Here is a 25,959-nt window from a genome sequence, read left to right as displayed (position 1 = left end):
GCGGAACATGAGCGTGGTTAGCCTCGCGGTCAAGGATGCCGGTCGTTATGTTCCAAACGAGCTGCCACACTCAGGGCGTGCGCACCAAGACCTTCGGCTCTGGCGAGCGTCACCGCAGCCGGGCCGATGGCGGCCAGGGCCGCCGCGTCCGTCTCCACCCAGGTGGTGCGCTTGAGAAAATCGAAGACTGAGAGGCCGGAGGCGAACCGCGCGGTTCGGCCGGTGGGCAGCACGTGGTTCGGGCCGGCGACGTAGTCACCCACCGCCTCGGGACAGAACCGCCCAAGGAAAGCCGCGCCGGCATGGCGAATGCCAGCAAGCAGCTCGCGTGGGCTCGCTGTCATGATCTGGAGGTGTTCAGGTGCGAGCCGGTTGGTCAATTCGACCGCCTGCTCCCAGTCCTGCACCACGATGATCGCCCCATGCCGCTCCCAGGAGGTGCCGGCAATGGCCGCGCGCGGCAGGCGGGTCAACTCGTCCTGGAGTGCCGCGGCAACGCTTCGGCCGAACTCGGCGTGGTCGGTGATCAGGACAGACTGTGCGGCTTCGTCATGCTCGGCCTGTGCCAGCAGGTCCAGCGCCACATGGCGAGGGTTGTTCTCGGCATCCGCCAGGATCACGACTTCCGAAGGGCCGGCGATGCTGTCGATCCCGACGCGGCCAAAGACCTGCCGCTTGGCCTCCGCCACATAGGCGTTGCCTGGGCCGACAATGCGGTCCACGGGCGCGATTGAAGGCGTGCCCCAGGCCATGGCGGCAACCGCCTGCGCGCCGCCAAGGCGCCAGACCTCGCTGACCCCGGCCAATTTCGCTGCGGCCAAAACCAGCGGGTTCAGCGCGCCGTCCGGGGTCGGCACGCACATGGCAATCCGCGGCACCCCGGCCACGCGCGCCGGCAAGGCGTTCATCAGTACGGAGGAGGGATAGGCAGCCTTGCCGCCAGGGACATAGATTCCGACAGCGTCGATCGGGCCCCAGCGCAGGCCGGTCCTGACGCCGTCCGCATCCGTCATGTCGATGTCGGTGGGAAGCTGGGCCCTGTGGAAGGCCTCGATCCGCCGCGCCGCAAGCAGTAGGGCGGCCATCTGGTCGGCAGGTACCATGGCCGCTGCCTCGTCCAATTCCGCAGCCGTCACGCGCAGCGTATCGGTGGTGGCCGGGCTCCAGCGGTCGAAACGGCGCGTCAGCTCGATCAGCGCGGCGTCACCATCTTCGCGGACGGCCGCGATGATGCCGGAAACGGCAGCATCAACGCGGGTGGTCGTGTCTCGCCCGTCATCCAGCAGTGCCTGGAAGCCCGCCTCAAATCCGGGGGCAGAGGTCTCGAGCCAGATCATCGCGCGTGCAGCTCCGCCATGGCGGCGCGGAAGCGTGCGATCCAGGCGCCAATCGCCTCTGGCCTCGTCTTCAATGCCGTCCGGTTCACAATGAGGCGGGAGGTGACCTGTGCGATCACCTCCGTCTCCACCAGGCCATTCGCGCGCAGTGTCGAGCCGGTTTGCACCAGATCCACTATCACCCGCGACAACCCCAGTGAAGGCGCCAGTTCCATGGCCCCGTTCAGATGCACGATCTCAGCCTGCACCCCCTTGGTGGCGAAGTGGCGATGGGCGATCGTTGGGTATTTGGTCGCGACAGTCACGCGCGACCAGGCTGCGATGTCCTCGGCCGTTGTCGCATTCACCGGCCCGGCGACGGAGACCCGGCAGCGCCCGATGCCCAGATCCAACGGCGCATAGATCTGGTCGTAGTCGAACTCCATCAGGACATCCGCGCCGCAGACACCGATCTGCGCGGCACCGTGGGCGACGAAGGTTGCGACATCGAAGGGCCGCACCCGCACGACATCAAGTCCGGGGTGATTGGTCTCGAAGCGCAGGCGCCGGCTGTCCTCGTCCAGATAGTCGGCGGCTGGAGTAATGCCGGCGCGCGCCAGAAGGGGCCCAAGCTCGGACAGGATCCGGCCCTTCGGCAGGGCGAGTACCAGAGGGCCACCAGCCTCGGCCGGGGTAGAGGGATCGGCGGGCAGTGGCGCGGTCGTCGAGGTTTTCATGATCCGGCCTGGCAGCGTGGCGGCCAGCGACCGCCACGGATTCAACGCCAACCTGGCCATGACCTGTGCCAGGATGTGCCCGGCGGATCGCAGAAGCGCGGGCTGGCGTCAACCTTGCGGTGCCTTGGGATGCGCCGCCGAGGAGGCCCGGCCTGAGGATCAGACGGTAAACTGCTCGGCGATGATGCGCTCCGACAAGCCATGATCCGGATCGAAAAGCATGGTCAACGCCACGGTCCGGTCTTCCCAGACCTCCACCTGCCGGACGTCACGGACCTCGGTGTAGTCCGCCACCGCGGCCACCGGGCGCTTGTCGTGCTCCAGCACCTCGAACACGACGCGCGCTTCCGCCGGCAGCAAGGCGCCGCGCCAGCGGCGGGGGCGGAACGCCGAAATCGGGGTCAGTGGCAGCAGGTTCGCACCGAGTGGTACGATCGGGCCGTGTGCCGACAGGTTGTAGGCCGTACTGCCCGCCGGTGTCGCGACCAGGACACCGTCACAGATCAATTCATCCAGCCGCTTCTTGCCATCGACGAGAATGCGGATCTTGGCCGCCTGGCGCGTTTCACGCAGCAGCGAGACCTCGTTGATGGCCAGCGCCTCAACGGGGTCCCCCATGCCGACATGGGCGCGCATCCGCAGCGGATGCAGCGTCGTGGCCTGGGCCAGGGCGAGCCGGTCAGGCAGGCTGGTATCCCCGAAGTCATTCATCAGGAAGCCGACACTGCCGCAATTCATGCCGTAGACGGGAAGGTTGCGGCCCAGCAGGCGGTGCTGGGTTTCAAGCATCAGGCCATCTCCGCCAAGGGCTACGACCACACGGGCATCGTCCAGCGTCGCGTTGCCGTATTGGCCGACCAGCCTTCCCAGGGCTTCGGTCGCCAGATCAGTCGGGGCAGCAAAAATCGCGATCCGCCCGGCCAGCCCCTTGCTGCCCAGCGCGTGCAAGCTCTCAATCATGCCGACGGCACCGGACCTGCGGCTCCTGACAATCCATTATGAACGTGCAAGAAATGGCGCCGAGCTGCCGCATAGCGGGGCAGTTCCGAGTTTCATCTGGCGGGCTCCTGGTCAGCGGACCTGCATCAAGCCTGCCCTGGCGCCCGCCGGCAAGCGAGGCCTGCGCTTATAGGGTCACCTCGGCGGACGCGGCCACTCCAGGCGGGGCTCGGATCGCCCGGCGCCGCGTTCCGGCCAGGCAGCAGGTGGGACGATGGGTTGCCGAAGCCGCGATGCAGCCCCTTCCGGCGCTGGGCGGGAGGCCGGGGTCGGGTCGTCCCAGTCATCCTCGACCGGCGCGCGTCGGCGTGGTGGCTCCGGCATCCGCTGGGCCAAGCTGCGGATCTCTGCCTGAATTTCGTCCAACTGCGCCTCGACGGCTTCAAGGCGCCCCTTCAACCCGAAAACGCTGAACGGCATCAGCAGATAGGCCAGCCCGACCAGCGCCAAAAGCACCAGGACCACCAGGCCTGACCAATCCGGCAGGCCGGGAATGGTCAGGGCCGCGACAAGGTCCTGCAGCATCAGCCGCCCGTCACGCTCATGTGGCGGGCAACGGCCGGTTGGCTGCGGCCCCGCTCGATCACGAAATCATGGCCTTTCGGCTTGCGCGAAATGGCTTCGAGGATGGCCTTTTCCAGCCCCTCCGCATCCAGCGCAGGATCGCGCAGCGGCCGCCGAAGATCGGCTGCATCATCCTGGCCCAGGCACATGAACAGCGTCCCGGTGCAGGTCAGCCTGACACGATTGCAGGATTCGCAGAAATTATGGGTCAGCGGCGTGATGAAGCCGATCCGCCGACCGGTCTCCCGGACCGTGTAGTACCGCGCGGGACCGCCAGTCGTGTAGTCCGTCTCATCCAGCGTCCAGTTCTGCCGCAGCTGGCTGCGTACCCCGGAAAGCGGCAGGTACTGGTCATTGCGGTCGCCGGTAATCTCGCCGAGCGGCATGGTCTCGATCAGGCACAGGTCGAAGCCGTGTTCGCCGCACCAGGCGATCATGCGGTCGAACTGGTCCTCATTCACGCCCTTCATCGCGACCACGTTGATCTTGACTGCAAGTCCGGCCGCCTTGGCGGCAAAGATACCGTCGAGCGTCGGCTCAAGCTTGCCCCACCGGGTGATGGCCGCAAATGCTCCTGGATCGAGCGTGTCGAGGCTGACATTGATCCGCCGAACGCCGGCAGCGTGCAGGTCACCCGCCATGCGAACCAACTGCGTGCCGTTGGTCGTTGTCGTCAGCTCCCGCAGCCCACCCGCACCGAGACGCGCGCCCAGGCTGCGGAACAGGCTGATGACATTCTTGCGGACCAGCGGCTCGCCCCCGGTCAATCGGATTCGGTCGACGCCCAGCTTGATGAACGCGCCGCAGAGCCGGTCGAGTTCCTCAAGCGAAAGCACCTCGGCCTTCGGCAGGAAGGTCATGTCCTCGGACATGCAGTATACGCAGCGCAGGTCGCACCGGTCGGTGACCGATACGCGGAGGTAGCTCACCTTCCGGCCAAAAGGATCGATCATTCGGTGGACCTCCCGAGGGAAGACGGACTTGAAGCGGTCATGCCTGCTGCATTTGGTCCGTCACCCCACCGCGACGCAAGGGCCGCTTAGCCCTGTCGATCATGCAAGCAGTGCGACGATCCCCGTGGTGACCAGGAAGAATAGCGCAGCACGCCGATACCATCGGTCAGGCAGCACGTGGAACAGGCGAGCCCCCAAAGGTACGCCGAGCATCAGAACTGGAAGCAGAATCAATAGCTTGGCAAGCGTGGACCAGACAATCAAGCCGCCAAGCGCCGGTGGAATGACGGAGATGACAGCGATGGTGCCGAAGAACAGGATCAGGTTGGCGCGATGCTGTTTCACCGCTTCCGGGCCGGCCAGGAGATAAAGGATAACAGGCGGGCCACTGATACCCGTTGCCCCCTTCAGCAGCCCGGCCACGCTGCCCACGGCCAGGTTGAGCGGGAGCGGCCTGGAGCCGTGGTAGCGCCATCCGGACATCAACAGCAGCCCGAAAACCAGCACGAAACCGCCGATGAAGCGGCGCAGCAGGTCCTGGTCGGCCGTGATCAGGATGAATGCGCCCAGCGGTGTCGCAACACATGCGGCTGCGCCGATCGGTAGGATGACTCTGCGATTGGCCTCGCCGATGGCCTTGGGGACGAGCTGCATCGAAACGACGAGTTCCATCAACAGCATCACCGGCACGCCGATTCGTGGTCCCCAGAGCACCGAATAGGCCGGTGCCAACAACACCGCGGTGCCGAAGCCGGAATAGCCACGCATCACACCAGCAAGTGCGGTGACTGCGATGGCGGCGTAGACCCGCCAGTCGCCCAGCAGGCCGAGTATTTCCTGAGGGATACTATTCAAGGCTTATCGGAATCCAATGGAACCAGAGCGACATGTTCGGTACGGATCATGACCTTGCCAAGATTCTCGAAGTTGACGGTCACCCGATCTCCGACAACAGATTGCACTTGGCCAACCCCCCATTGCGGGCAGTCGGGGTGGCGGACACGCATGCCAGGGGAGAGTTCGGACGACACTGCCACAGGGTAACGCCCTTGGGCGGCGTCCCGCTAGCCTATCGCGGGGCCGCAACATTGTTTCGCCACTTCTTGTTGCTGATCTGGCAACCTGACTTGGGTATGCCGGAAGCTTGACCCTTGAGGGCTGGCCGTCGTGGCTGGCTGATGCGCTGCGGAGGTATGAATGCTGCCTGACAAGATCGCGTTGGCCCAGGCCGTCTGCACCAGACTATGCCATGACCTTGGAGGTCCTGCCGGTGCCCTGGCAGGAGCGCTCGACCTGCTGGATGGTCCGGGCGATGACGCGATGGATGTCGCGCGCGATGCGGCACGCATCATGGATCGGCGCATCCGCTTCTACCGCGCGGCGGTAGGCGCGGGGTGTGGCGATTGCCGGGTTGAGGAAATCGCACAGATGGCGGAGGGCCTGACGCTCGGGCGGCGCGCCGGCATCGATCTGTCTGACCTTGAGGCAACCGCAGTATTCCCCGCACATCTCACGCAGGTCATGCTGCTGGCTTGCTGGACGGCGATGGATGCGCTGCCGCGCGGCGGCGTCATCCGCCTGGGTGGGGATACCGAAGGAGGACTCTCGATCTGGCCGGACGGTCCCGGCGCTACCTGGCCGGCAGGGCTTGCCGCGGGCTTGGCTGGCGAGGCGGTTCCGTTGAATCCCCGAAGCGTGTCCGTGCCGCTGCTGCTGGCCGTTGCCGCATCCTCGGGTATTCGCCTGGACCTGATGATGGGCGGCAGCGGGGGTGCGGCGCCACTGCTGCTGACCCTGGCGACACGCAACTGAACATTGGGACGTCGGCCTGATCTTTCGGCGTGTTAACGAAATTTTCGGCCTGTTCGATCAGGCTCCGGGGAAGACAAGGCGCCGGAGCCCCAAATGGACGACTTGCTCGCCGACTTCCTGACCGAGACGCATGAGGGCCTGGTTGCACTCGACGTTGCGTTGTTGAGGCTGGAAAAAGCACCCGACGACAAACCGACACTGTCGGAGATCTTCCGACTGGTGCACACGATCAAAGGGACCTGCGGGTTCCTTGGGCTGTCCCGGCTCGAACGCGTCGCGCATGCAGCCGAGAACATCCTCGGCATGTATCGCGACGGCGTTCTGGCGGTCACGCCAGCCGGGATCAGTCTGGTGCTGCGCGCGCTGGACCGGATCAAGGAGATTGTCGGCAAGCTGGAGACCGGCGGCACGGAGCCTGTCGGCGACGACGTCGAGCTCATCTCGCAGCTTGACGCCGTGGCCGGGGGCGATGGCATGTTCTCCGAGGCGGAGCGCGAGGCTGCGTTCGCCGCGGAACCCGCGCCGGTTGCCCAAGCACCTGTAGCCGACACCTCCGCGCGACCCTTGCAGGAAACGCCTGCGCCCCCGCTGCCGGCAAGCAATCCTGTTCGCAGCAGCGTCGCGAAAGCGGCGACGGAGCCGGCGCCGGCGCCGGCGCCGGATGAGCATACAAGCGGTGGCCGCGCGCCGCCGCAGAGCATCCGCGTTTCGGTGGATGTGCTCGAGGACCTCATGATGCTGGTCAGCGAACTGGTGCTGACCCGCAACCAGCTCATGCAGCTTTCCCGTGCACGCAGCGACGGGGCCTACAGCGTGCCGCTGCAGCGGCTCTCACACATCACCTCGGACCTGCAGGACGGGGTGATGAAAACCCGCATGCAGCCCATCGGCAACGCCTGGGCAAAGATGCCCCGTCTCGTGCGCGACCTCTCGATCGAACTCGGCAAGAAGATCGACCTTGAGATGCGCGGCGCCGATACGGAACTCGATCGCCAGGTCCTGGAACTGATCAAGGATCCGCTGACGCACATGGTGCGGAACAGCGGCGACCATGGACTTGAAGGGCCTGAGGATCGGCGCAGGGCCGGCAAGTCCGAGACTGGCCGCATCACCTTGAACGCCTACCACGAAGGCGGCCACATCCTGATCGAGATCTCGGATGATGGTCGCGGCCTGAGCATCGAGCGCATCAAGCAGAAGGCTCTGTCGCAGGGCCTGGCCAGCGAGGCCGAGATCGCCGGGATGAGCGAGGGCGAAATCCAGCGCTTCATCTTTCGCGCCGGTTTCTCGACGGCCGCCGCTGTCACCGCCGTCTCTGGCCGCGGCGTCGGCATGGATGTGGTAAAGACCAATGTGGAGCGCATCGGCGGCACCATCGATGTGACCTCCGTCGAAGGTCGAGGCACTGGCTTCACCATTAAGATTCCGCTGACTCTTGCCATCGTCTCAGCACTCATCGTGGAAGTCGCCGGCGAGCGTTTCGCCATTCCGCAGATCGGCGTACTGGAACTCGTGCGGGTCGGTGGGGGTTCCGGATCGCGCGTTGAACGAATCAAGGATGCCCCGGTGCTCCGCCTGCGCGACCGGCTGCTGCCGCTAGTTTCATTGGGCCGCGTTCTTGGGCTCGATGAATCGAGCGAGCCGCTCGACACCGCTGGGGATACCGGCTTCGTGGTGGTCACGCAGGTCGGTGCGAACGTATTCGGCATCATCGTGGACAGGCTGTTCGATACGGAGGAGATCGTCGTCAAGCCGGTGGCACCGATTCTACGCCACATCGGCATGTTCTCCGGCAACACCATCCTTGGCGATGGCAGCGTCATCATGATCCTGGATCCAAACGGAATCGCGCGCGTCACGGGGGTGGTTGCGGATGGCGGTGGCCAGCGCGCGTCTGACAGCAAGGTTGCCAGTGCGGTGCGCTCCAACGAGAAGACATCGCTGCTGCTGTTCCGGGCAGGTGACGATACACCGAAGGCCGTGCCGCTGGGCCTGATTGCGCGCCTGGACGATATTCCGGTCGAGCAGATCGAGAATTCCGGCGGTACGCCGGTTGTCCAGTATCGTGGCCAGCTCATGCCACTGCTGTCCATGTCCGGTGGCTTTGCGCCGCATGACGAGACGCGGACCCGGCAGACCGTTCTCGTGTTCAGCGAGGGCGAGCGCAGCCTCGGGATCATGGTGGATGCCATCCTCGACGTTGTCGATGAGGCGCTGAGCGTGCAGGCGGGCCAGGGCCGGCCCGGCTTCCTCGGCTCCGCCGTTGTGGCGGGCAAGGTGACGGATGTGATCGATACCGCTTGGTGGCTCGGGCAGGGTGGCGGTGATTGGTTCCGCCCGGCCGCTTCCGCGGTTATGACTCGGCGCCTTCTGGTGGTCGAGGACAGCGCGTTTTTCCGCGAACTGGTGGTGCCCGCCTTGGCGGCGGAGGGCTACGAGGTGGTCGCGGTCGAAGGCCCGGCGCAGGCTTTGCGGCTGCGTGAGCGCGGCGAGTTGTTCGACGCGATCGTGTCCGACATCGAGATGCCGGAAATGGACGGCTACGCCTTTGCGCGTGAGGTTCGGGACAATGGCGCGTGGCAGGACCTGCCCATGATCGCCCTGACTGGCCGCGTTGAGCCGGCCGCCGTGGCGCGCGGGCGTGCCGCCGGCTTTACGGATTACGTCGGCAAGTACGACCGCGAGGCGCTGCTCGGCAGCCTCACGGAATGCCTTGCCGTGCCGGTCGCGGCTTGAAGCGGAGGATCTGGTCTTGCGTACTCAGACGACAACATCGGCCGTTACTGATGCCGACCTGTTCCTGACGCTGACGGTGGCGGGACAGGCTTGCGGGGTTCCCGTCCTCGTGGTCCGCGATGTGCTCGGCCCCCAGGTGATTACCCGCATTCCCCTGGCACCGCCGGAGGTGGCGGGCAGCCTCAATCTTCGGGGACGTATCGTGACAGCGGTCGATCTCCGCCGGCGCCTTGGCCTGCCGTCAAGACCCGCGGAGGTCCAGCCGATGAGCATCGTGGTCGAGATGGCGGGCGAACTCTACAGCATGCTGGCCGACCAGGTTGGTGAGGTGGTGCCGCTGCGGCAAGAAGACTCCGCGGCCAACCCACCGACGCTCGATGCGGTGTGGCGCGAGGTTTCTCAAGGGGTTCATCGGCGTGATGGTCAGTTGTTGATTGTCCTCGACGTCGAACGGGTTCTTGCCATTGGCGGTGGCCGATGAGCGGGGCGGAGGTGGCGGTGCGCCAGTGCCTCGTGGTCGATGACAGCCGCGTCGTGCGCAAGGCTGCGCGGCGCTTCATGGAGGGGTTCGGCTTCACGGTGCGCGAGGCGGGTGATGGCCGCGAGGCGCTGATCGCATGCCGTGAATTGCTGCCGGAGGTGGTGCTGCTCGATTGGAACATGCCCGTGATGGATGGCGTGACCTTCCTCCGGGCTGCGCGTGCGGAGTTTGGTTCCGACAAGCCCGTCATCATCCTGTGCACAACCGAGATCGCCTTCGAGAAGATCATGGAGGCGCTTGAAGCCGGCGCGCAGGAATATGTGATGAAGCCGTTCGACGCGGAAATCCTTGGCAGCAAGCTTGCGCAAATTGGCCTGCTGCAGGCTGCCGCCGCGTGATCGCCGCTGGGCCGGTCCGGGTCCTTTTGTGTGACGACAGTGCGGCAGCCCGCGGTGTCATGTCCCGCATGCTGGCGACCGACCCGGACATCAAGGTGATCGCCAAGGCCGTGGATGGCGGAGATGCGTTGGGCCAGTTGACGGCGATGGCGTCTGCCGACCGGCCCCAGGTCGTATTGCTGGACCTGGAGATGCCGCGCATGGATGGCATGACCGCTCTCCCGCTGCTGCTCAAGGCGGCACCGGGCACAGCCATCATCGTCGCCAGTGCGCTGAGTCAGAGAGGCGCCGCGGCCACCATGGCAGCGCTGCGCGCTGGCGCGGTGGACTACGTGCCGAAACCTTCCGCATCCGCCGGCGGCATGAATGGGGGCCAGTTCCAGGCGGAACTGGTGGCGAAGATCAAGGGCTGGGCCCGCATGCGGCGCGCCCCGTCCACGCCAGCAGCCGTGCCTGCCAGATTGCCTCTGGCAAGATCATTGACGATGGAACGGTCTTGCGGGCCGGCAGTCCGGCCCCGCGCCATTGCCATTGGATCGTCAACCGGTGGGCCGCAGGCGCTGGCAAGCCTGGTTGCACGGCTGGACCGGCCCTTGGGGGCGCCGGTGATCGTCGTTCAGCATATGCCTGCCGGGTTTACGACGCTGCTGGCAGACCACCTCAACCGGATCGGGACGTTGCCCTGCAGCGAGGCGAAGGAGGGCGACAAGCTGCTGGCTGGCCGCCTTTACCTGGCCCCCGGCGACAAGCATCTGCTCATCAAGGACGTGGGCGGCACGCTGGTAGCGCAGCTGGGCGAAGGACCGCCCGAAAATTTCTGCCGGCCGGCGGTCGACCCCATGCTTCGGAGCCTTGTCGCTGCGTGCCAGGGCAGGCTTCTGGTCGCGATCCTCACCGGCATGGGCAGCGATGGCTTGGCGGGATGCCGGTCCGTCTCCAGCGCCGGCGGGTCGGTGCTGGCGCAGGATGAGGCAACATCTGTGGTCTGGGGCATGCCGGGTGCGGTCGCAAAGGCCGGTATCGCCTCCGCCATTCTGAACATCGAAGACATAGCGAGCCGCATCCTTGTGGCCAGTGCAGACGGGAAGCGGGCATGAACAACGAAGAGTTTGCGGAGATCGCTGGCGTTGTTCGCCGCCGCTCAGGCATCGTACTGACCAGCGACAAGGCGTATCTGCTCGAAACGCGCCTCGGACCCATCCTGTCGAGGTTCAAGCTGCCGTCGCTTTCTGCGCTTGGCCAGAAACTGCGGCAACGACCGGATGAGGTCTTGGAGCGCGCCGTGGTCGAGGCGCTGACCACGCATGAATCGTCCTTCTTCCGGGACGGCAAGCCCTTCGAGCATCTGGCCAAGATCCTGCCCCGCCTGATCTCCAGCCGCTCCCCTGGCGCACCGCTGCGAATCTGGTCCGCCGCCTGCTCGACCGGGCAGGAGCCGTTTTCGATCGCGATGCTGGTGGCGGATGCCCTGGGCGGCCGGACGGATTGCAAGGTGGAGATCCTGGCTACGGATATCTCCGCCGAGATACTCCAGCGGGCTCGGCTGGGCGTGTTTACGCAGTTCGAGGTCCAGCGCGGATTGCCCATTCGCTCGCTCGTCAAGCATTTTCGGCAGGATGGGGCGAAGTGGCGCATTGCGCCTGAACTGGCCGCGATGGTGCGCTTCGAGGAGCGGAACCTGCTGAACGATCTGTCGGCGCTTGGGCGCTTCGACACGATATTTTGCCGTAACGTACTGATCTATTTTGATGCGCCGACGAAGACGCGCGTGCTTGAGGCTTTGGCGCGCCGTTTGTCGCCGGAGGGTGTGCTGTATCTCGGCGGGGCGGAGACGGTTCTCGGGTTGACGGATCGCCTGGTCCCCATCCCTGGCGAGCGTGGCGCCTATGGGGTGTCCGCGCAAAGGGCCGCTGCGTAAGGTCGGCCCACTCAGGCTGGTTTGCCGCGCATGTCCCTCGCCCCGAGCGGGCGAGGGAAAGCGCCGGCGTTCAGGCCGCAGCGCTGGCCGGGCCGCCCCGGCCATCCGGGCCGGAGGGCAGTCGGATGGCGCCGTTCGGCTCGCGCAGCACATAGCCACGACCCCAAACGGTGCCGATCAGCTCGGCTGCGCCTGCACTCGCCAGCTTCTTGCGAAGCTTGCAGATGAAGACGTCGATGATCTTGACCTCAGGCTCGTCCATTCCGCCGTACAGATGATTCAGGAATGCTTCCTTGGTCAGGACCACGCCCTTCCGCAGGGTCAGCAACTCCAGCACGGCATATTCCTTGCCGGTCAGGTGCACGGCCCTGCCATCTACCAGGACTTCCCGAGAACCCAGGTTCAGCGTGAGGGGGCCGACCGAAAGGGTGGGCTGGCTGAAGCCCTTTGCGCGTCGGACGATTGCCTGGATGCGGGCCACCAGTTCCTGCTGGTCGAAGGGTTTGGTGATGTAGTCGTCAGCTCCCATCCCGAAGCCGCGCACCTTGGCCTGGGGCCTGGTCAAGCCGGAGAGGATCAGGACCGGGGTCTCCAGCCGTGCTGCGCGAAGCCGGCGGACGACCTCGTAGCCCTCCATGTCGGGCAGCATCAGGTCGAGCACCACGATGTCGTAATCGTAGAGCCGGGCCAGTTCCAGGGCTTCCTCGCCCGTGTCGGCCGTGTCGACGATCATCGTCGCGGCCTTTAGCGCGAGGGTGACGCCGCGAGCGACAATTGTATCATCTTCAACCAAAAGGACACGCATGGACGGCCTCCACACACTTTCTGCGTGTAGGAATACCACCTCTGCGCGATCTGTGAAGACCTTATTCACCGAAAAAATGCATCATGGTTCAGAGATAAACCTATAAGTACCAATTTAGAGGTTTTTTAGACATCGTATGAAAATCCACCCCTGGAGCCTGGCGGGCGAGATCCTGCGTGTATCGCCGCGCCGCCTTCGAAGAGGCCAGGTACGGGGCGCCGACCTGCTGACCGTTGATATAGCCGGATTTCGTCCGCAACTGGCGATCGGCGAAAGGCTGTCAATTCAAGGCGCAGCAAATGAAGGGACGCTGGCGGAAGTAGTGAGCGTGGGTCCGACCGCCGCGCGCGCGGTCGTTTTCGGCGAGACCGCCGCGATTGCAGAGGGCTTGCCGGTGGAGGTGCAGTCGGCTGCCGGGCTGCACGTCGGCGAAGGCTGGCGCGGCCGCGTTGTCGATCCGCTCGGCAACCCGATGGACGGCAAGGGCCCGCTGCGCAGCGGTCAAAGGGCGCGGCCAACCCGTGCCGCCGCCCCGAGCGCCGCTCTGCGCCAACGTCTTGGCCCGCCGGTCAGCGTCGGTGTCCGCGTGATCGATGCCTTCTGTACGATGCGTGAGGGCCAGCGGCTCGGCTTGTTCGCCGCATCCGGCATCGGCAAATCCACCCTGCTGGCCACGATGGCGCGGGCAACATCCTTCGACACGATCGTATTGGCGCTGATTGGCGAGCGTGGCCGCGAATTGCGTGAATTTATCGAGGACGACCTTGGGCCGGAGGGCATGGCGCGCAGTGTCGTCGTCTGTGCGACTTCCGATGCCTCCGCGGCCCTGCGGCGGGAGGCCGGCTACGCCAGCCTGGCCGTTGCTGAGTATTTCAGGGATGCCGGCCAGCGGGTGCTGCTGCTGTTGGATTCAGTAACCCGCTTCGCGCTGGCTTGCCGGGAGATCGGCCTTGCCGCCGGCGAACCGCCCGCGACGCGGGGCTATCCGCCCAGCGTATTTCGTGAACTGCCGGCCCTGCTGGAACGGGCCGGGCCGGGCGGGCCGGGGGCGGGTAGCATCACGGCGCTGCTGACTGTTCTGGTGGAAGGTGACGACCATGACGAACCAGTCGCGGATGCTGTGCGCGGGATCCTCGATGGCCATGTCGTGCTGGACCGGCGGATCGCGGAGGCTGGTCGCTTCCCTGCGGTCGAGGTGCTGCGGAGCCTGTCCCGATCGGTGCCGGGCTGCCAGACCGCCGACCAGGCGGGGCTTGTTCGCCGCGCAAGGCGCCTCCTGGCGTTGCGCGATGACGTGGCAGATCTGGTGCGGCTTGGCGCCTATCGTAATGGAACCGACCCGGAGACCGATGCGGCGCTGCGCCTGGCGCCACGGATCGAGGCCGTCCTGCACCAGGCACGGGGTGAGGTTTCGACACTGGAGCAGGCATTCCACGGTCTTGCCGAGGCGCTTGCCGATGCTCCGGCCTGACCCACTGCGAGCCTTGCGCCTGCTGCGACGGATCGAACTGGAGGCTGCACGTCGCGGCTTTGCCGGGAAGCTGCGTGCGGAGGGCCGCGCGGCCGAGGCGCTTGGCGAGGTTGCGCAGGAATTAATCACCGAAGCCGAGGGCTCGGCCGCCGCCGACTATGCGGCCTGGCTGCCTGCCGCCCGCGCGCGGCTGGAGCAGGCAACCATGCTTCACGCCGCCACCGCGGCAGCGATGACGGCGGCGCAGGAAGCGGTTGCTGCCACCTCGCGCGCCGAGCAACTCGTGCTTCAGGAGGCGGCGCGGCGCGCCCAGAACCGCCGCGCCGTCCGCCATGCCAGGGCGGATCGGCTATTGGGCGACCTGGGCGCGCGCGTGTTCAAGTCTCCGCCGGCTTGAGGACGCCGCGCCGGATCTGGTCGAGTTCGATGCTCTCGAACAGCGCGCGGAAGTTTCCCTCGCCGAAGCCCTGGTCGCCCTGTCGCTGGATGAGCTCGAAGAAGATCGGCCCGATGACGTTGCCGGTGAAGATCTGCAGCAGCCTTCCGCCCTCAGGCGTCGGGGCGCCATCCATCAGGATGCGGTTCCGGCGCAGCCGGTCCAGGCCCTGCTCGCTCCCCGGCAGGCGGTCCGGCAGCAGCTCGTAATAGGTGTCGGGTGTATCGAGGAAGGCCACGCCTGACGCGCGCATGCTCTCAACGCTGGCATGGATATCCGTGGCACCCAGGGCAACGTGTTGGATGCCCTCGCCCTGGTAGGCGCGGAGGAACTCCTCGATCTGGCTCCGGTCGTCCGAGCTTTCGTTGATCGGGATGCGGATCTGTCCGCAGGGGGAGGTAAGCGCGCGGGACTTCAGGCCGGTCAGCTTGCCTTCGATGTCGAAGTAGCGGATTTCCTTGAAATTGAAGAGCTTGGCGTAGAATTGCCACCACACATCCATGCGGCCGCGATGGACGTTATGGGTCAGATGGTCGATCACCGTCAGCCCGCATCCGGCCGGATGCGGGTCACGCTCGCCGATCCATCGAAAATCCACGTCATAGATGCTGCCGCGCGCGCCGTAGCGGTCGACGAAATACAGCAGCGATCCGCCGATGCCCTCGATGGCAGGGATGTTCAGCTCCATTGGGCCTACCTTGCCGGTAACGGGCTTGGCGCCGAGGCCGATGGCGCGCTGATAGGCCTCTGCGGCATCAGCCACGCGGAAGGCCATGGCGCAGGCGGAGGGGCCGTGCAGCCTTGCGAAAGCCTGGGCGAAGCTCTCCGGCTCGGCATTGATCAGGAAATTGATGTCCCCCTGCCGCCAAAGCGTGACCGCCTTGGAACGGTGGCGGGCCACGGCGGCGAAGCCGAGGCGGGTAAACAGCGCCTCCAGATACGGAATATCCGGGCCGGTGAACTCGACGAATTCGAAGCCATCCGTACCCATCGGATTGGCATCCGAGATGCGGCCGGCATAGGCGCTGCGATCGGGCGGGACATCCATGGCGGTCTCTCCGTGCGAATTCCCCAATCTTAGGGCATAGGTGGGGGAGGATTCCGGCGAATTTCGCCAATCCTTGCAGCACAACCAGGCAATATGCGCCGTGGAAGGGTAGATTTTGGTGAAATCCGCTATCGTCCTGGATGATCTCGATCGACGCATCCTGCGCGCCCTGCAGCAGGACGGCCGCCTGGCCGTCACCGCCCTGGCGGAGCAGGTTGGCCTCTCCGCCACCCCCTGCCTGCGACGTATCCGCCGGATGGAGGAGGCAGGCGTCATCGCCCGCTATACCGCGGTGGTGGATCCGGCGCGGGTTGGCCTGCCGATCCAGGCCTTCGTCCAGGTGGCCCTGTCCTCCCATGCCGAGGACGTCGCCGCCGCCTTCCACCGGTCCCTCGAGGCGCGGCGCGAGGTGATTGCGGCCTATGCCATGAGCGGCGGAATGGACTACATGCTGCACGTCGTCGCCGCGGATTTCGACGCCTATGCCGAATTTGCGCTGAAGGCGCTGCTGCGGATGCCGGGTGTGAAGGAAACCCGGAGCTCCTTCGTCCTGATGGCGCTCAAGCCGCCCGGTGCGGTGCCGGTCTGAGCTATGGCAGGGTTTGGCTGTCCCTGCTCCCCCATGGCGCCGGCCAGACCAATTACCGGACGCTGTGTCGAATGCGAGGGCGCCAACCGCGCCGCCCGCGGCAGGAATGGCTTGGCGACCGCTCGCTGCGCTATCGGGGCTCCAGGGCGATGCCGATCCGCGCATACATCTCGGTGAGGCGCTTTTCGTAATGCGCGCCGTCGAACAGCGCAGCCTGTACCGGTCCCTTGGCGGCCAGCGACAGGCGCAGTGTTTCGTCGCCGTCCAGCGCCTGGATCGCCTCCGCCATCGCACGTGTGTCGTAGGGGTCCACCGTCAGCGCCGCATCGCCCACCACCTCAGGCAGGGAGGATGTGGTGCTCGTCATCACCGGGGTGCCGAGCAGCATCGCTTCCAGCGCCGGCAGGCCGAAACCCTCATACAACGAGGGGAACAGCATGGCCCGGGCGCCTCGGATCAGGCTGACCAGCAGGCGGAAGGGCGCGTAGTCCAGCAGGATGACACGGTCGCGCAACTTGCGGACCAGGCTCTGCACGCCGTCGATCGGGCCGGGCTCCGACATCATGCGGATGTCGTCCTCATAAATCAGGCCGAGCTCCTGGCGCATCTGCCAGGCCTGCTTGCCGCAGATCACCAGCGGCTTGGTGCTGCCGGAGGCAAGGTAGGCCTCGATCAGCCGGCCGACGTTCTTCTTCGGCTCGATCGCGCCGAAGAACAGCCAGTATTCGCCCCAATCCAGACCGAAGGCGCCCTTCACCTCGGCGCGGGCCAGATTCTCCGGCTTGCGCACCAGGCGGTCCGGGATCTCGACGGACTGGTAGGTGTTGGAGATCTTCTCCGCCGGCACGCCGAGCAGGTTGATGATGTCCCGCTTCGAGGCCTCGCTGACCGTCACGATATGGTCGGCATGCATCGCGATCGCGCGGCAGGTGCCGAGGTAGCGGCGCTTCACATCCAACGTGGCATAGGGCATCCGCAACGGCACCAGGTCGTGGATGGTATAGATGTTCTTGGTGCCTTCCGCCCGCAGCGGCAGCGGGTAGGTCCAGTGCATCACATCCTGCCGCTCCGGCAGCCGGACCAGGCCCATCCGGTTCTTCAGCCCAAAGCTCTGCACCGCCGTGCGGAACAGCTCCGGGGCGTTCCACAGGGTGTCCGCATGGGGCAGACGCGATTCCAGCCCCTGGCGGATCACGCGGTCCGTCAGCGGCACGCGCTTGGCCGCCGCGCCATAGGTTGTCATCTTCACGCCAAGGATCGCATCGGCGAAGGCGCGCTTCAGCCAACTCGGCGCCCGCGGCCGGGCGTCATACAGGGTGACCTCGCGCAGCAGCTCATCCTGGCCGGTGGACCCGCGCTGGCCATACAGCACGCCGACCTCTGCACCCAGCGCGCCAAGCCGGTGGGACAGATTGCGGGCGTAGGTCGCGACGCCTGTGCCTTGGTCCAGTGCCAGGTTGTAGCCGTCGATCGCGATCCGTGGCTTCGGCACTGGTCACCCTTTCCTGTCGCGTGGCGGCGTTCTGCCGTTAAGCGACCTGTGGTGACGGCCGTCAACCTCGGCGCCGTGTCGCGACACGCAATGACACGGAGCCACCGCACCGCCGCCTTTCTTTTTCCCCACCCCTGCGACATACCCGATCCATGCCCGAAAGTGATCGAAACATGCCCGACAACTCCGCGCAGACCGGCGCGCAGGACAGCATCGTCCCCGTCATCCTGTGCGGCGGCACCGGCAGCCGGCTTTGGCCGCTATCGCGGGAGGGCTATCCGAAGCAGTTCTGGCCTCTGGTCTCGGCGGGCACCATGCTGCAGGAAACCGCCGAACGCGCCCGTGGCCCCGGCTTCGCCCCGCCGGTGGTGGTGTGTGGTGAGGCGCATCGCTTCCTGGTGGCCGAGCAGCTCCGGGAAGCCGGAATCGAGCAGTCACGCATCGTTCTGGAGCCTGAGGCGCGCAACAGCGCCGCGGCCATCGCCGCCGCCGCCGTCCTGATCGGCGAGGAATCGCCGGGTGTTACCCTGTGGATCATGGCGGCCGATGCGGCGGTGCAGGATGTGCCGGCGCTGCGCCAGGCGCTGGAATCCGCCGCCGCCGCCGCCGCCGCCGGCCGCATCGCCACGTTCGGCATTCGCCCAACGGTTCCGGAAACCGGCTACGGCTATATCGAGGCCGGTGCCCCGCTCGCCGGCGTCGATGGGGCTCTGGAGATCGCCCGCTTCGTCGAAAAGCCCGATGCCGCGACCGCCGCGCGCTTCCTGGCCGGCGGCAAGCATCTTTGGAACAGCGGCATGTTTGTCGCGACCGCCGGCACCCTGCTGGCCGAGCTCGAAGCTCATGCACCGGATGTACTCAGGGCCGCCCGCAGCGCCGTGGCCGACGGCACGCGGGACCTCGGTTTCGTTCGGCTTGGTGCCGGTTTCGCGCATGCACCCTCCGTGTCCATTGACACGGCGGTGATGGAGCGCACCAGCCTGGCCGCGGTGGTGCCCTGCGATCCGGGCTGGTCCGATGTCGGCAACTGGTCCTCGCTGTGGGATATCGCGGCCAAGGACGCCGAGGGCAATGCAACCACGGGTCCAGTTGCCCTGCTGGGCGCGCGGCGCTGCTTCGTGCGGTCGGAGGGCATCCTCAGCGCCGTGGTCGGGCTGGACGATGTGGTGCTGGTGGTTACGGATGATGCGGTGCTGGCCTGCCACCGCGACCGCGCCCAGGACGTGAAGAAGATGGTCGAGCAGCTCAAGGCGGCCGGCCGCAAGGAGGCGACGGAACATCGCCGCGTCTACCGCCCCTGGGGTGCCTATGAGGGGGTCGCGATCGGTACCCGCTTCCAGGTGAAGAAAATCAGCGTGCGGCCGGGTCGGAAGCTGTCACTGCAGAAGCACTATCATCGCGCCGAACACTGGGTGGTGGTCGCCGGAACCGCCATGGTGGAACGGGACGGGGAGCGCATCCTGCTGCGGGAGAATGAAAGCGTCTACCTGCCGCTGGGCTGCGTACACCGCCTGGAAAATCCGGGGATGATCCCGCTGACGCTGATCGAGGTGCAGTCCGGCTCCTATCTCGGTGAGGACGACATCGTGCGGCTGGAAGACAATTACGGCCGGGCGTGATGTGAGGTAGATCGGTCCCGGCATTTGTAGGGTCATCCGGCATGGACGGTGTGCGGCGGAGCGAGGGTGCAGGCGTGCTACGGGAGGCGGATCGCAGGCGCGATGCGCGCGACTGGCGCGGCGCCACCGAAGGCTACGCCGCCTGGCTGGCGCAGCACCCGGATGATTGGGGCATCTGGGTCCAGCACGGACATTGCCTGAAGGAACAGGGCGATCCGCTCGCTGCAGTCGCCTCCTACCGCCAGGCGGAGCGTGGCATGGCGGAGGATGCCGACCTGCAGATCCAGATCGGCCACGCCCTGAAGCGCGCCGGCGACCGTGCGGGTGCGAGGGCCGCCTATGCCCGCGCGCTGGACCTGACACCCGACAGCGACCTGGCCTGGCGCGAGGTGGCGACGCTGCTGGCCGAGGGCGGGCTGGCGGAAGCGGCGGCGGAGGAAGGCGCGGGGCTCACCCTGCTCGGCGACTTGTCCGTGGTTTTCGACCTGTCCGACCTGCTGGCCTGGTTCAGCGACCATCGCTCGCCATCCGGCATCCAGCGGGTGCAGATGGAGATCGTGGGTCCGGCGCTGCGGCCGGGCGGCCCGGCGGCCAGCGTGCTGCTGGTGGTCTTTGATGCCGAGGCCGGGACCTGGCGTGCGCTGCCGCGGGAGATCTTCCTGCGTCTGGCGACCCTCGCGCGGGCCGGCGCCGATCCTCTCGATGCGTCCTGGCGGGAGGCGGTGAGCCTGGCGCAGGAGGCGGTGGCGACGGCATCCGAATTCGCCTTTCCGCAAGGCGCCTGGCTGGTGAATCTCGGTTCGTCCTGGTGGCTGCGGGACTACAATCTGGCGCTGCGCGCGGCCAAGGCGCGGCATGGGCTGCGCTATGCCGCCCTGGTGCATGATTGCGGGCCGCTGGTGGTGCCGGAGCACAATGCGTCGGGGATGGTCGCGGAATTCGCCCGCTGGTTCGCCGGGCTCGGCGCACATGCTGACCTGCTGCTGGCGGTGTCGGAGGCGACAGGCCGGGACATCGTGGCGCTGCGCGCCAAGCTGCTGCCCGGTCTGCCGGCGCCGCCGGTGTCCGTGCTGCGGCTGGATGCCCAGCCGGTGCGGGTGCCGCCTGCCCCACGCCCGCATCCCGGGGCCGCGGCGCTGGCCGGGCGGCCCTACGTGCTGTTCGTCGGCACGCTGGAATCGCGCAAGAACCACCTGTTCGTGCTGAACGCCTGGCTGGCGCTGATCCGCAAGCATGGGGCGGCCGCCTTGCCGCTGCTGGTGCTGGTCGGGCGCCCCGGCTACCTTTCCGACCCCGCCACGGCCCTGCTGCGGAACGCGCCGGCGCTGCGGGATGGGGTGCGGCTCCTGGTGGACGTGCCGGATTCGGCACTCGCCGGGCTGTACGAGGGTGCGCTTTTCACCTTGTACAACTCCTTCCACGAAGGTTGGGGCCTGCCGGTGACGGAGGCGTTGTCCCACGGCAAGGCAGTGCTGGCGCCCGACCATAGCGGTCTGCTGGAGGCGGGCCTGGGCCTCGCCGAGCATTTCCGCCACCAGAGCGAGCCGGATTTTCTCGACGCCATTGAGCGCCTGGCCTTTGACCCGTCCTATCGCGAGGCGCAGGAAGCCAAGGTGCGGGCCGGCTTGAAGCTGCGTGGCTGGGCGCAGGTGACGGAGGATCTGCTGGCTCGTCTGGCCGCCGCGCCCGCCGCGGAGGCAACACCTGCGCTGGACGCTCCTTTGGGTGCCGTGCACCGCTTGGCCGAGGTCGCCGCCCCGCTGCCCAGCCCGGAGATGGCCCTGGCCGACCTGCTGCGTGCGGGCGAGGGCTGGCACGGTGCGGAGGACTGGGGCTGCTGGACCCGCCCCGGTCGTGCCCTGCTGCGCCTGCCATTGCCCGCAAACGCCGACGGCACGCTTCGCCTGCACCTGATGCTGCGCGCCCCGTCCCAGGCGCGGCGGGTGACGCTGGCGACCCCCGGGGCGGAGCCTTTGGTGCTGGAACTCGCCGCCGAGGCCCGCGCCGTAGCGGCGCTGGAGGTGCAGGTGGGCGCCCGTATCTTGGAACTGTCGATCGAGGCCGATGCCGTGGCGGAAAACGCCGACCCCGCGGCGCGGGAGGTCGGCATTGGCGTGGTCTCCGTAATGGCCTGCGCGGCGGATGATCTCGGCGCGCGACTGGGCTATCTGGAGCGCCAGCGCTTCATCTGGCCGGAGCCGGTCTGAGAGCGTCGCGGCTTCAGCCGAGGGCGCGCCAGCCGATATCCCGCCGGGCAAAGCCCTCCGGCCAGTCGATCATGTCCACCGCGGCATAGGCAGCGCGCTTTGCCGCGAACAGGGTGGCGCCCTGCGCCTGCACCGCCAGCACGCGGCCGCCAGCGGCGCGGGTGGTGCCCGTTTCGTCGCGCGTGGTGCCGGCATGGAAGACCAGCACGCCCGGGGTCCCCGCCGCCGCCTCCAGCCCAAGGATCGCGGTGCCGCGTCGCGGCGTGCCAGGGTAGCCCTCGGCCGCCAGGATCACCACAAGGCTGTGCGCAGGGTCCCATTCCAGCGCCACGCCGTTGAGGCTGCCGGTGGCCGCGGCATGCAGAACCGGTAGCAGGTCGGAACGCAGCAGGGGCAGCAGCGTCTCGCATTCCGGATCGCCGAAGCGAACGTTGTATTCGATGAGCTTGGGGCCGCGGGCCGTCAGCATCAGCCCGGCGAAGAGCACGCCGCGGAAGGGCGTGCCGCGGCGGGCCATTTCCGTGAGTGTCGGGCGGATGAAGCGGGCCATCACCTCGTCCCGCAGCCCATCCGTGAAGGCGGGGGCCGGGCTATAGGCGCCCATGCCGCCGGTATTCGGGCCGGTATCGCCCTCGCCGACCCGCTTGTGGTCCTGCGCCGCGCCGAAGGCCAGCGCTTCCGCGCCGTCGCATATCGCGAAAAACGACACTTCCTCGCCTTCCAGGAATTCCTCGATCACCACGGCGGCGCCGGCGCTGCCATGGATGCGGTCCTCCATGATGGCGGCAATGGCCGATTCGGCCTCCGCCAGCGTCATCGCCACCACCACGCCCTTGCCGGCGGCCAGGCCATCCGCCTTCACCACGATCGGCGCACCCTGCTGCGCCAGATAGGCACGGGCCGCGTCGGCATCCTCGAATCGGGACCAGGCGGCGGTCGGCACGCCGGCGGCATCGGCCACCTGCTTGCAGAAGGCTTTGCTGCCCTCGAGCTGGGCGGCAGCGGCGGAGGGGCCGAAGCAGGGGATGCCAGCGGCGGCGCAGGCATCGGCCAGGCCGAGGGTCAGCGGCGCCTCCGGCCCCGCCACCACCAGATCCACTGCGTTGGCTCGCGCAAAGGCGGTGAGCGCAGCAATATCCTCAGCCCCGATCGCCACGCACTCGGCCACCGCGGCGATGCCCGGGTTGCCCGGCGCGCACCACAGCTTCGTCAGCCTTGGCGATTTGGCGATCGCCCAGCATAGCGCATGTTCCCGGCCGCCGCCACCCACCACCAGCACCCGCATCACGATCATCCCCGCACGGCTTCCGCGTCGGGGGGCGCATAGCATAGGGTCCGCCCATGGACACGACGCCCGCCCCGACCACCAGCAACGTTCCCGAATACGCGGTTTCCGAGATCGCCGGCGCCGTCCGCCGAACGCTGGAGGGCGCCTTCGGCCGTGTCCGCGTGCGCGGCGAGGTCTGCGAGGCGAAGCGCTACCCCTCCGGCCACTGGTACCTGTCGCTGAAGGATGAGAATGCCAAGCTGGAATCGGTGATCTGGAAGACCACCGTGCCGCGGCTGGCGATCCAGCCGGAGAACGGCATCGAGGTCATCGCCACCGGCCGCATCACCACCTATGCGGACCGATCCAAGTACCAGCTGGTGATCGACCGCCTGGAGTTTGCCGGCGAGGGTGCGCTGTTGGCGCGCATCGAGATGCTACGGAAGAAGCTGCTGGCCGAAGGGCTATTCGAAGACTCGAGAAAACGCGCCCTGCCGCGCCTGCCGGTCGTGATCGGCGTGGTCAGTAGCGAGGCCGGAGCGGTGATCCAGGACATCCGCACCACCATCCTGCGGCGTTTTCCGCGCCATGTGATCCTTTGGCCGGTTCCGGTGCAGGGGCAGGGGGCGGCGGAGCGGATCGCCGCCGCCATCGCCGGCTTCAACGCGCTGCCCTCGGGCGGGACGATCCCGCGCCCGGATGTGATCATCGTGGCGCGTGGCGGCGGCAGCCTGGAGGACCTGATGGCCTTCAACGAGGAGGTGGTGGTGCGCGCTGCCGCCGCCTCCGCCATCCCGCTGATCTCGGCCGTTGGGCATGAGACGGATACCACGCTGATCGATTTCGCCTCCGACCGCCGCGCACCGACCCCCACCGCCGCGGCGGAACTCGCCGTGCCGGCGCGGGCGGATCTGCTGGCCGACCTGTCGCAGCGGGAAGCACGGCTGCGCGGCGCCATGGTGCGGCAGTTGCGGGCGGCCGAGACGGTGCTGCTGCGGCTGGAACGCCGCCTGCCGGATGTGCCCGCCCGTGTCACCGACCTGCGCCGCCGGCTGGATGAGGCGGAGGAATGCCTGGCCCCCGCCCTGGTTGCCTTCGTGCGGCGGCGGCATGAGGCGCTGGGCCGCCTGCCGATGCCGCATCCGCGCGCCGGCATCGCCGCCCGGCGCGCGACGCTCGCCCTGCTGGAGGGCCGCAAGGGCGCCGCCTTCGCGCGGCTGGCGCAGCGCGCCCAGGGTGCCCGTGGGCTGGCCGCCTTCTCCGCCGCACCACTGGCCGGGCTGATACGGGAGAAGGCGGCGAAACTGGCCGGGCTGGCGGCGCGGCTGGAGGCCGGGTCCTACCAATCCGTGCTGTCGCGCGGCTTCGCATTGGTCCGCGACGCGCAGGGCCAGGCGCTGACCCGAGCGGCGCAGGTGACGCCCGGCGCGAAACTGCAGGTCGCCTTCGCCGATGGGGATGTGTCCGCCACCGCGGAAGGCGAGGCGCTGAAGCGCAGCCGAACCCAAAAGGCGCCGCCGGCGCAGGAGAGCCTGCTATGATCACGCGTCGCCTGATCCTCGCCGCCCCCGCCGTGCTGGTGGCCTGCGCGCGCCCCGCCGCGGCGCAATCCATCACCTGGAACGGCGTGCCCACCCAGGGCGGGCTGCTGCGCGGCCAGGCACCGCCCGGCACGCGGATGGCGCTGGATGGCCGCGCTGTGCGGGTGGCGCCAAGCGGTGCCTTTGCCATGGGCTTCGGCCGCGATCATGATGAAAGTGCCACCCTGGCCGTCACCCACCCGGATGGACGGCGTGAGGAACGTCGGCTTTCGGTGGCGAAGCGGGAGTGGGACATCCAGCGCATCACCGGCTTGCCCGGAGGCATGGTCAGCCCGGATGAGGCGGCGCTGCGCCGGATCACCCGCGAACGCGCGGAGCTTGCCGCGGCGCGCGCTCTGGACACTGCCGGCACGGGTTTCATGGCGGATATGGCCTGGCCGGCAAGCGGCCGCATCAGCGGCATCTTCGGCAGCCAGCGCATCCTGAACGGCCAGCCGCGGCAGCCGCATTACGGTCTGGACGTGGCCGCTCCCACCGGCACGCCGATCAACGCGGCGCTGCCGGGGCGGGTGACGCTGTCGGGTGATTTCTTCTTCTTCGGGCAGATCCTGGTGGTGGATCACGGGCAGGGCGTAAATACGCTGTATGCCCACCTGTCGGAACGCATCGCGCGGGAGGGCCAGGTGGTGGAGCGGGGGGAGCGGATTGCGCTGATGGGTGCGACCGGTCGCGTCACCGGCCCGCATCTGCATTTCTCGCTGTCCTGGTACCAGACCTTCCTCGACCCGCAGCCGCTGCTGCCACCGCAACAGGGATGACGATAATGAGCTTCGCGCGATACCCGTCTCTGGCCGGGAAGGTGGTGCTGGTCACCGGCGGTGCTTCGGGCATCGGCGCCGAGGTCGTGGCGGCCTTCGCCGGGCAGGATGCGCGGGTGGCCTTCCTGGATTTCAACGATGCCGGCGGGCAGCGCGTGGCAGGGGAGACCGGGGCGCTGTTCCTGCACTGCGACCTGCGCGACATCGTCGCGCTGCGTGCTGCCATCGCGCATGTGGCGGTGACGCTCGGCGCGGTGCAGGTGCTGGTGAACAACGCTGCGCGCGATGACCGGCATGCCATGGAAGAGGTCGAACCTGACTACTGGGACGAGCGCATGGCGACTAATCTGCGCCACATGTTCTTCTGCGCCCAGTCCGTGGCGCCGGACATGCGCAAGGCTGGCGCCGGGTCCATCATCAACATGGGCAGCGTGAGCTGGATGAGCGCGCAGGGCGGCATGCCCGCCTATACCACTGCGAAATCCGCCGTGCGTGGCCTGACCCGCGGCCTGGCGCGCGACCTCGGCGTGGATGGCATCCGGGTGAATGAGGTGGTGCCCGGCTGGGTCTTCACCGAGAGGCAGGAGGCGCTGTGGGCGACGCCGGAGGCGGTGGCGCGGACCATGCAGAAGCAGTGCCTGAAGCGGAAGGTGATGCCGCCGGACCTGGCACGCATGGTGCTTTGGCTGGCCGCCGATGACAGCGCCATGGTCACGGCGCAGAGTTTTGTGGTGGATGGCGGCGGGGTCTGA

25 protein-coding genes are annotated in these 25,959 nt (G+C 67.4%); 14 read left to right on the top strand and 11 right to left on the bottom strand.

What is annotated here, in order from left to right; all coding sequences use genetic code 11:
* Window positions 1-29: 29 nt before the first annotated feature.
* The 7 genes from hisD to Q8S40_RS04310 form a co-directional block, all read right to left on the bottom strand.
* A complete protein-coding gene (hisD, locus tag Q8S40_RS04340; RefSeq protein ID WP_305669417.1) occupies window positions 30-1,337 on the bottom strand; it encodes a histidinol dehydrogenase in 1,308 nt (435 codons plus the stop codon).
* Window positions 1,334-2,053, bottom strand: a complete 720-nt coding sequence (gene hisG / locus Q8S40_RS04335; RefSeq protein ID WP_304809015.1) for an ATP phosphoribosyltransferase — start codon at window positions 2,051-2,053, stop codon at window positions 1,334-1,336. The genes hisD and hisG overlap by 4 nt, the downstream gene beginning before the upstream one ends.
* Before the next feature lie 159 nt (window positions 2,054-2,212).
* Window positions 2,213-3,001, bottom strand: a complete 789-nt coding sequence (locus Q8S40_RS04330; protein WP_371136800.1) for an NAD kinase — start codon at window positions 2,999-3,001, stop codon at window positions 2,213-2,215.
* A gap of 186 nt (window positions 3,002-3,187) precedes the next feature.
* On the bottom strand, window positions 3,188-3,577 hold the full coding sequence (locus tag Q8S40_RS04325) for a hypothetical protein (RefSeq protein WP_304809011.1): 390 nt from the start codon (window positions 3,575-3,577) through the stop codon (window positions 3,188-3,190).
* Complete coding sequence (moaA, locus tag Q8S40_RS04320; RefSeq protein ID WP_305669416.1) at window positions 3,577-4,569, bottom strand: GTP 3',8-cyclase MoaA; 993 nt, start codon at window positions 4,567-4,569, stop codon at window positions 3,577-3,579. The genes Q8S40_RS04325 and moaA overlap by 1 nt, the downstream gene beginning before the upstream one ends.
* A gap of 99 nt (window positions 4,570-4,668) precedes the next feature.
* Window positions 4,669-5,424, bottom strand: coding sequence for a sulfite exporter TauE/SafE family protein (locus Q8S40_RS04315; RefSeq protein ID WP_305669415.1), 756 nt, complete (start codon window positions 5,422-5,424; stop codon window positions 4,669-4,671).
* Complete coding sequence (locus Q8S40_RS04310; protein ID WP_304809005.1) at window positions 5,421-5,576, bottom strand: DUF3553 domain-containing protein; 156 nt, start codon at window positions 5,574-5,576, stop codon at window positions 5,421-5,423. The genes Q8S40_RS04315 and Q8S40_RS04310 overlap by 4 nt, the downstream gene beginning before the upstream one ends.
* A gap of 190 nt (window positions 5,577-5,766) precedes the next feature.
* Here Q8S40_RS04310 and Q8S40_RS04305 point away from each other — a divergent pair, with 190 nt between their 5' ends.
* From Q8S40_RS04305 to Q8S40_RS04280, 6 genes are all read left to right on the top strand, one after another.
* Window positions 5,767-6,381: a histidine phosphotransferase family protein gene (locus Q8S40_RS04305; RefSeq protein WP_305669414.1), complete on the top strand. Its 615-nt coding sequence runs from the start codon at window positions 5,767-5,769 to the stop codon at window positions 6,379-6,381.
* A gap of 93 nt (window positions 6,382-6,474) precedes the next feature.
* Window positions 6,475-9,117, top strand: a complete 2,643-nt coding sequence (locus Q8S40_RS04300; RefSeq protein ID WP_305669413.1) for a chemotaxis protein CheW — start codon at window positions 6,475-6,477, stop codon at window positions 9,115-9,117.
* A 16-nt stretch (window positions 9,118-9,133) separates the two neighbouring features.
* The gene (locus Q8S40_RS04295) at window positions 9,134-9,598 is read left to right on the top strand and encodes a chemotaxis protein CheW (RefSeq protein ID WP_304809000.1); all 465 of its coding nucleotides are present in this window, start codon (window positions 9,134-9,136) and stop codon (window positions 9,596-9,598) included.
* Between the two features lie 17 nt (window positions 9,599-9,615).
* On the top strand, window positions 9,616-9,996 hold the full coding sequence (locus Q8S40_RS04290; RefSeq protein WP_304809191.1) for a response regulator: 381 nt from the start codon (window positions 9,616-9,618) through the stop codon (window positions 9,994-9,996).
* Complete coding sequence (gene cheB / locus Q8S40_RS04285) at window positions 9,993-11,093, top strand: chemotaxis-specific protein-glutamate methyltransferase CheB (protein WP_305669412.1); 1,101 nt, start codon at window positions 9,993-9,995, stop codon at window positions 11,091-11,093. Before Q8S40_RS04290 ends, cheB begins: the two co-directional genes overlap by 4 nt.
* Complete coding sequence (locus Q8S40_RS04280; protein ID WP_304808997.1) at window positions 11,090-11,914, top strand: protein-glutamate O-methyltransferase CheR; 825 nt, start codon at window positions 11,090-11,092, stop codon at window positions 11,912-11,914. The genes cheB and Q8S40_RS04280 overlap by 4 nt, the downstream gene beginning before the upstream one ends.
* Before the next feature lie 70 nt (window positions 11,915-11,984).
* On the opposite strand, the gene ctrA is transcribed toward Q8S40_RS04280, so the two are convergent.
* Window positions 11,985-12,719, bottom strand: a complete 735-nt coding sequence (gene ctrA, locus Q8S40_RS04275; RefSeq protein ID WP_304808995.1) for a response regulator transcription factor CtrA — start codon at window positions 12,717-12,719, stop codon at window positions 11,985-11,987.
* Between the two features lie 136 nt (window positions 12,720-12,855).
* On the opposite strand from ctrA, the gene Q8S40_RS04270 reads away from it, so the two are divergent.
* Complete coding sequence (locus tag Q8S40_RS04270) at window positions 12,856-14,190, top strand: FliI/YscN family ATPase (RefSeq protein ID WP_305669411.1); 1,335 nt, start codon at window positions 12,856-12,858, stop codon at window positions 14,188-14,190.
* Between the two features lie 13 nt (window positions 14,191-14,203).
* On the top strand, window positions 14,204-14,587 hold the full coding sequence (locus Q8S40_RS04265; RefSeq protein ID WP_304808992.1) for a hypothetical protein: 384 nt from the start codon (window positions 14,204-14,206) through the stop codon (window positions 14,585-14,587).
* On the opposite strand, the gene hppD is transcribed toward Q8S40_RS04265, so the two are convergent.
* Window positions 14,568-15,674, bottom strand: a complete 1,107-nt coding sequence (gene hppD, locus Q8S40_RS04260) for a 4-hydroxyphenylpyruvate dioxygenase (protein ID WP_305669410.1) — start codon at window positions 15,672-15,674, stop codon at window positions 14,568-14,570. The genes Q8S40_RS04265 and hppD overlap by 20 nt on opposite strands.
* Before the next feature lie 118 nt (window positions 15,675-15,792).
* On the opposite strand from hppD, the gene Q8S40_RS04255 reads away from it, so the two are divergent.
* Complete coding sequence (locus Q8S40_RS04255; protein WP_305669409.1) at window positions 15,793-16,263, top strand: Lrp/AsnC family transcriptional regulator; 471 nt, start codon at window positions 15,793-15,795, stop codon at window positions 16,261-16,263.
* A gap of 130 nt (window positions 16,264-16,393) precedes the next feature.
* Here Q8S40_RS04255 and Q8S40_RS04250 read toward each other — a convergent pair whose 3' ends face one another.
* Entirely contained in the window at window positions 16,394-17,755 is a 1,362-nt protein-coding gene (locus Q8S40_RS04250) for a glycosyltransferase family 1 protein (protein ID WP_304808986.1), read from the bottom strand.
* A gap of 173 nt (window positions 17,756-17,928) precedes the next feature.
* Between Q8S40_RS04250 and Q8S40_RS04245 the strand changes: the two genes are divergently transcribed.
* Together Q8S40_RS04245 and Q8S40_RS04240 are read left to right on the top strand one after the other, a co-directional pair.
* A complete protein-coding gene (locus Q8S40_RS04245) occupies window positions 17,929-19,374 on the top strand; it encodes a mannose-1-phosphate guanylyltransferase/mannose-6-phosphate isomerase (RefSeq protein WP_305669408.1) in 1,446 nt (481 codons plus the stop codon).
* Between the two features lie 41 nt (window positions 19,375-19,415).
* Window positions 19,416-21,581, top strand: coding sequence for a glycosyltransferase (locus tag Q8S40_RS04240; protein WP_305669407.1), 2,166 nt, complete (start codon window positions 19,416-19,418; stop codon window positions 21,579-21,581).
* 13 nt (window positions 21,582-21,594) lie between these two features.
* On the opposite strand, the gene purD is transcribed toward Q8S40_RS04240, so the two are convergent.
* Window positions 21,595-22,866 (bottom strand): phosphoribosylamine--glycine ligase, encoded by a 1,272-nt coding sequence (purD, locus tag Q8S40_RS04235; protein WP_305669452.1) that lies wholly within the window; start codon window positions 22,864-22,866, stop codon window positions 21,595-21,597.
* 56 nt (window positions 22,867-22,922) lie between these two features.
* Here purD and xseA point away from each other — a divergent pair, with 56 nt between their 5' ends.
* Genes xseA through Q8S40_RS04220 form a run of 3 tightly spaced genes read left to right on the top strand, consistent with a single transcriptional unit; the run spans window position 22,923 to window position 25,959 of the window.
* Window positions 22,923-24,389: an exodeoxyribonuclease VII large subunit gene (gene xseA / locus Q8S40_RS04230; RefSeq protein ID WP_305669406.1), complete on the top strand. Its 1,467-nt coding sequence runs from the start codon at window positions 22,923-22,925 to the stop codon at window positions 24,387-24,389.
* On the top strand, window positions 24,386-25,207 hold the full coding sequence (locus tag Q8S40_RS04225; RefSeq protein WP_305669405.1) for a M23 family metallopeptidase: 822 nt from the start codon (window positions 24,386-24,388) through the stop codon (window positions 25,205-25,207). The genes xseA and Q8S40_RS04225 overlap by 4 nt, the downstream gene beginning before the upstream one ends.
* 5 nt (window positions 25,208-25,212) lie before the next feature.
* Window positions 25,213-25,959 carry an SDR family NAD(P)-dependent oxidoreductase gene (locus Q8S40_RS04220; protein ID WP_371136799.1) on the top strand — a complete coding sequence of 249 codons (747 nt, stop codon included), beginning with the start codon at window positions 25,213-25,215 and terminating at the stop codon, window positions 25,957-25,959.

The organism is Falsiroseomonas sp., assembly GCF_030695085.1.
Lineage (GTDB): Bacteria > Pseudomonadota > Alphaproteobacteria > Acetobacterales > Acetobacteraceae > Falsiroseomonas.
Note: the sequence above shows the minus strand (reverse complement) of the source record. Positions and strands in the feature narration are given on the sequence as shown.

Bases quoted from the DNA above. Each gene is read 5' to 3' on its own strand.
- Q8S40_RS04310 (WP_304809005.1), bottom strand. From the start codon at position 5,576: ATGCGTGTCCGCCACCCCGACTGCCCGCAATGGGGGGTTGGCCAAGTG.
- purD (WP_305669452.1), bottom strand. From the start codon at position 22,866: ATGCGGGTGCTGGTGGTGGGTGGCGGCGGCCGGGAACATGCGCTATGC.
- Q8S40_RS04325 (WP_304809011.1), bottom strand. From the start codon at position 3,577: ATGCTGCAGGACCTTGTCGCGGCCCTGACCATTCCCGGCCTGCCGGAT.
- Q8S40_RS04225 (WP_305669405.1), top strand. From the start codon at position 24,386: ATGATCACGCGTCGCCTGATCCTCGCCGCCCCCGCCGTGCTGGTGGCC.
- ctrA (WP_304808995.1), bottom strand. From the start codon at position 12,719: ATGCGTGTCCTTTTGGTTGAAGATGATACAATTGTCGCTCGCGGCGTC.
- Q8S40_RS04220 (WP_371136799.1), top strand. From the start codon at position 25,213: ATGAGCTTCGCGCGATACCCGTCTCTGGCCGGGAAGGTGGTGCTGGTC.
- Q8S40_RS04270 (WP_305669411.1), top strand. From the start codon at position 12,856: ATGAAAATCCACCCCTGGAGCCTGGCGGGCGAGATCCTGCGTGTATCG.
- Q8S40_RS04245 (WP_305669408.1), top strand. From the start codon at position 17,929: ATGCCCGACAACTCCGCGCAGACCGGCGCGCAGGACAGCATCGTCCCC.
- moaA (WP_305669416.1), bottom strand. From the start codon at position 4,569: ATGATCGATCCTTTTGGCCGGAAGGTGAGCTACCTCCGCGTATCGGTC.
- Q8S40_RS04240 (WP_305669407.1), top strand. From the start codon at position 19,416: ATGGACGGTGTGCGGCGGAGCGAGGGTGCAGGCGTGCTACGGGAGGCG.
- Q8S40_RS04300 (WP_305669413.1), top strand. From the start codon at position 6,475: ATGGACGACTTGCTCGCCGACTTCCTGACCGAGACGCATGAGGGCCTG.
- xseA (WP_305669406.1), top strand. From the start codon at position 22,923: ATGGACACGACGCCCGCCCCGACCACCAGCAACGTTCCCGAATACGCG.
- Q8S40_RS04305 (WP_305669414.1), top strand. From the start codon at position 5,767: ATGCTGCCTGACAAGATCGCGTTGGCCCAGGCCGTCTGCACCAGACTA.
- hppD (WP_305669410.1), bottom strand. From the start codon at position 15,674: ATGGATGTCCCGCCCGATCGCAGCGCCTATGCCGGCCGCATCTCGGAT.
- hisG (WP_304809015.1), bottom strand. From the start codon at position 2,053: ATGAAAACCTCGACGACCGCGCCACTGCCCGCCGATCCCTCTACCCCG.
- Q8S40_RS04280 (WP_304808997.1), top strand. From the start codon at position 11,090: ATGAACAACGAAGAGTTTGCGGAGATCGCTGGCGTTGTTCGCCGCCGC.
- hisD (WP_305669417.1), bottom strand. From the start codon at position 1,337: ATGATCTGGCTCGAGACCTCTGCCCCCGGATTTGAGGCGGGCTTCCAG.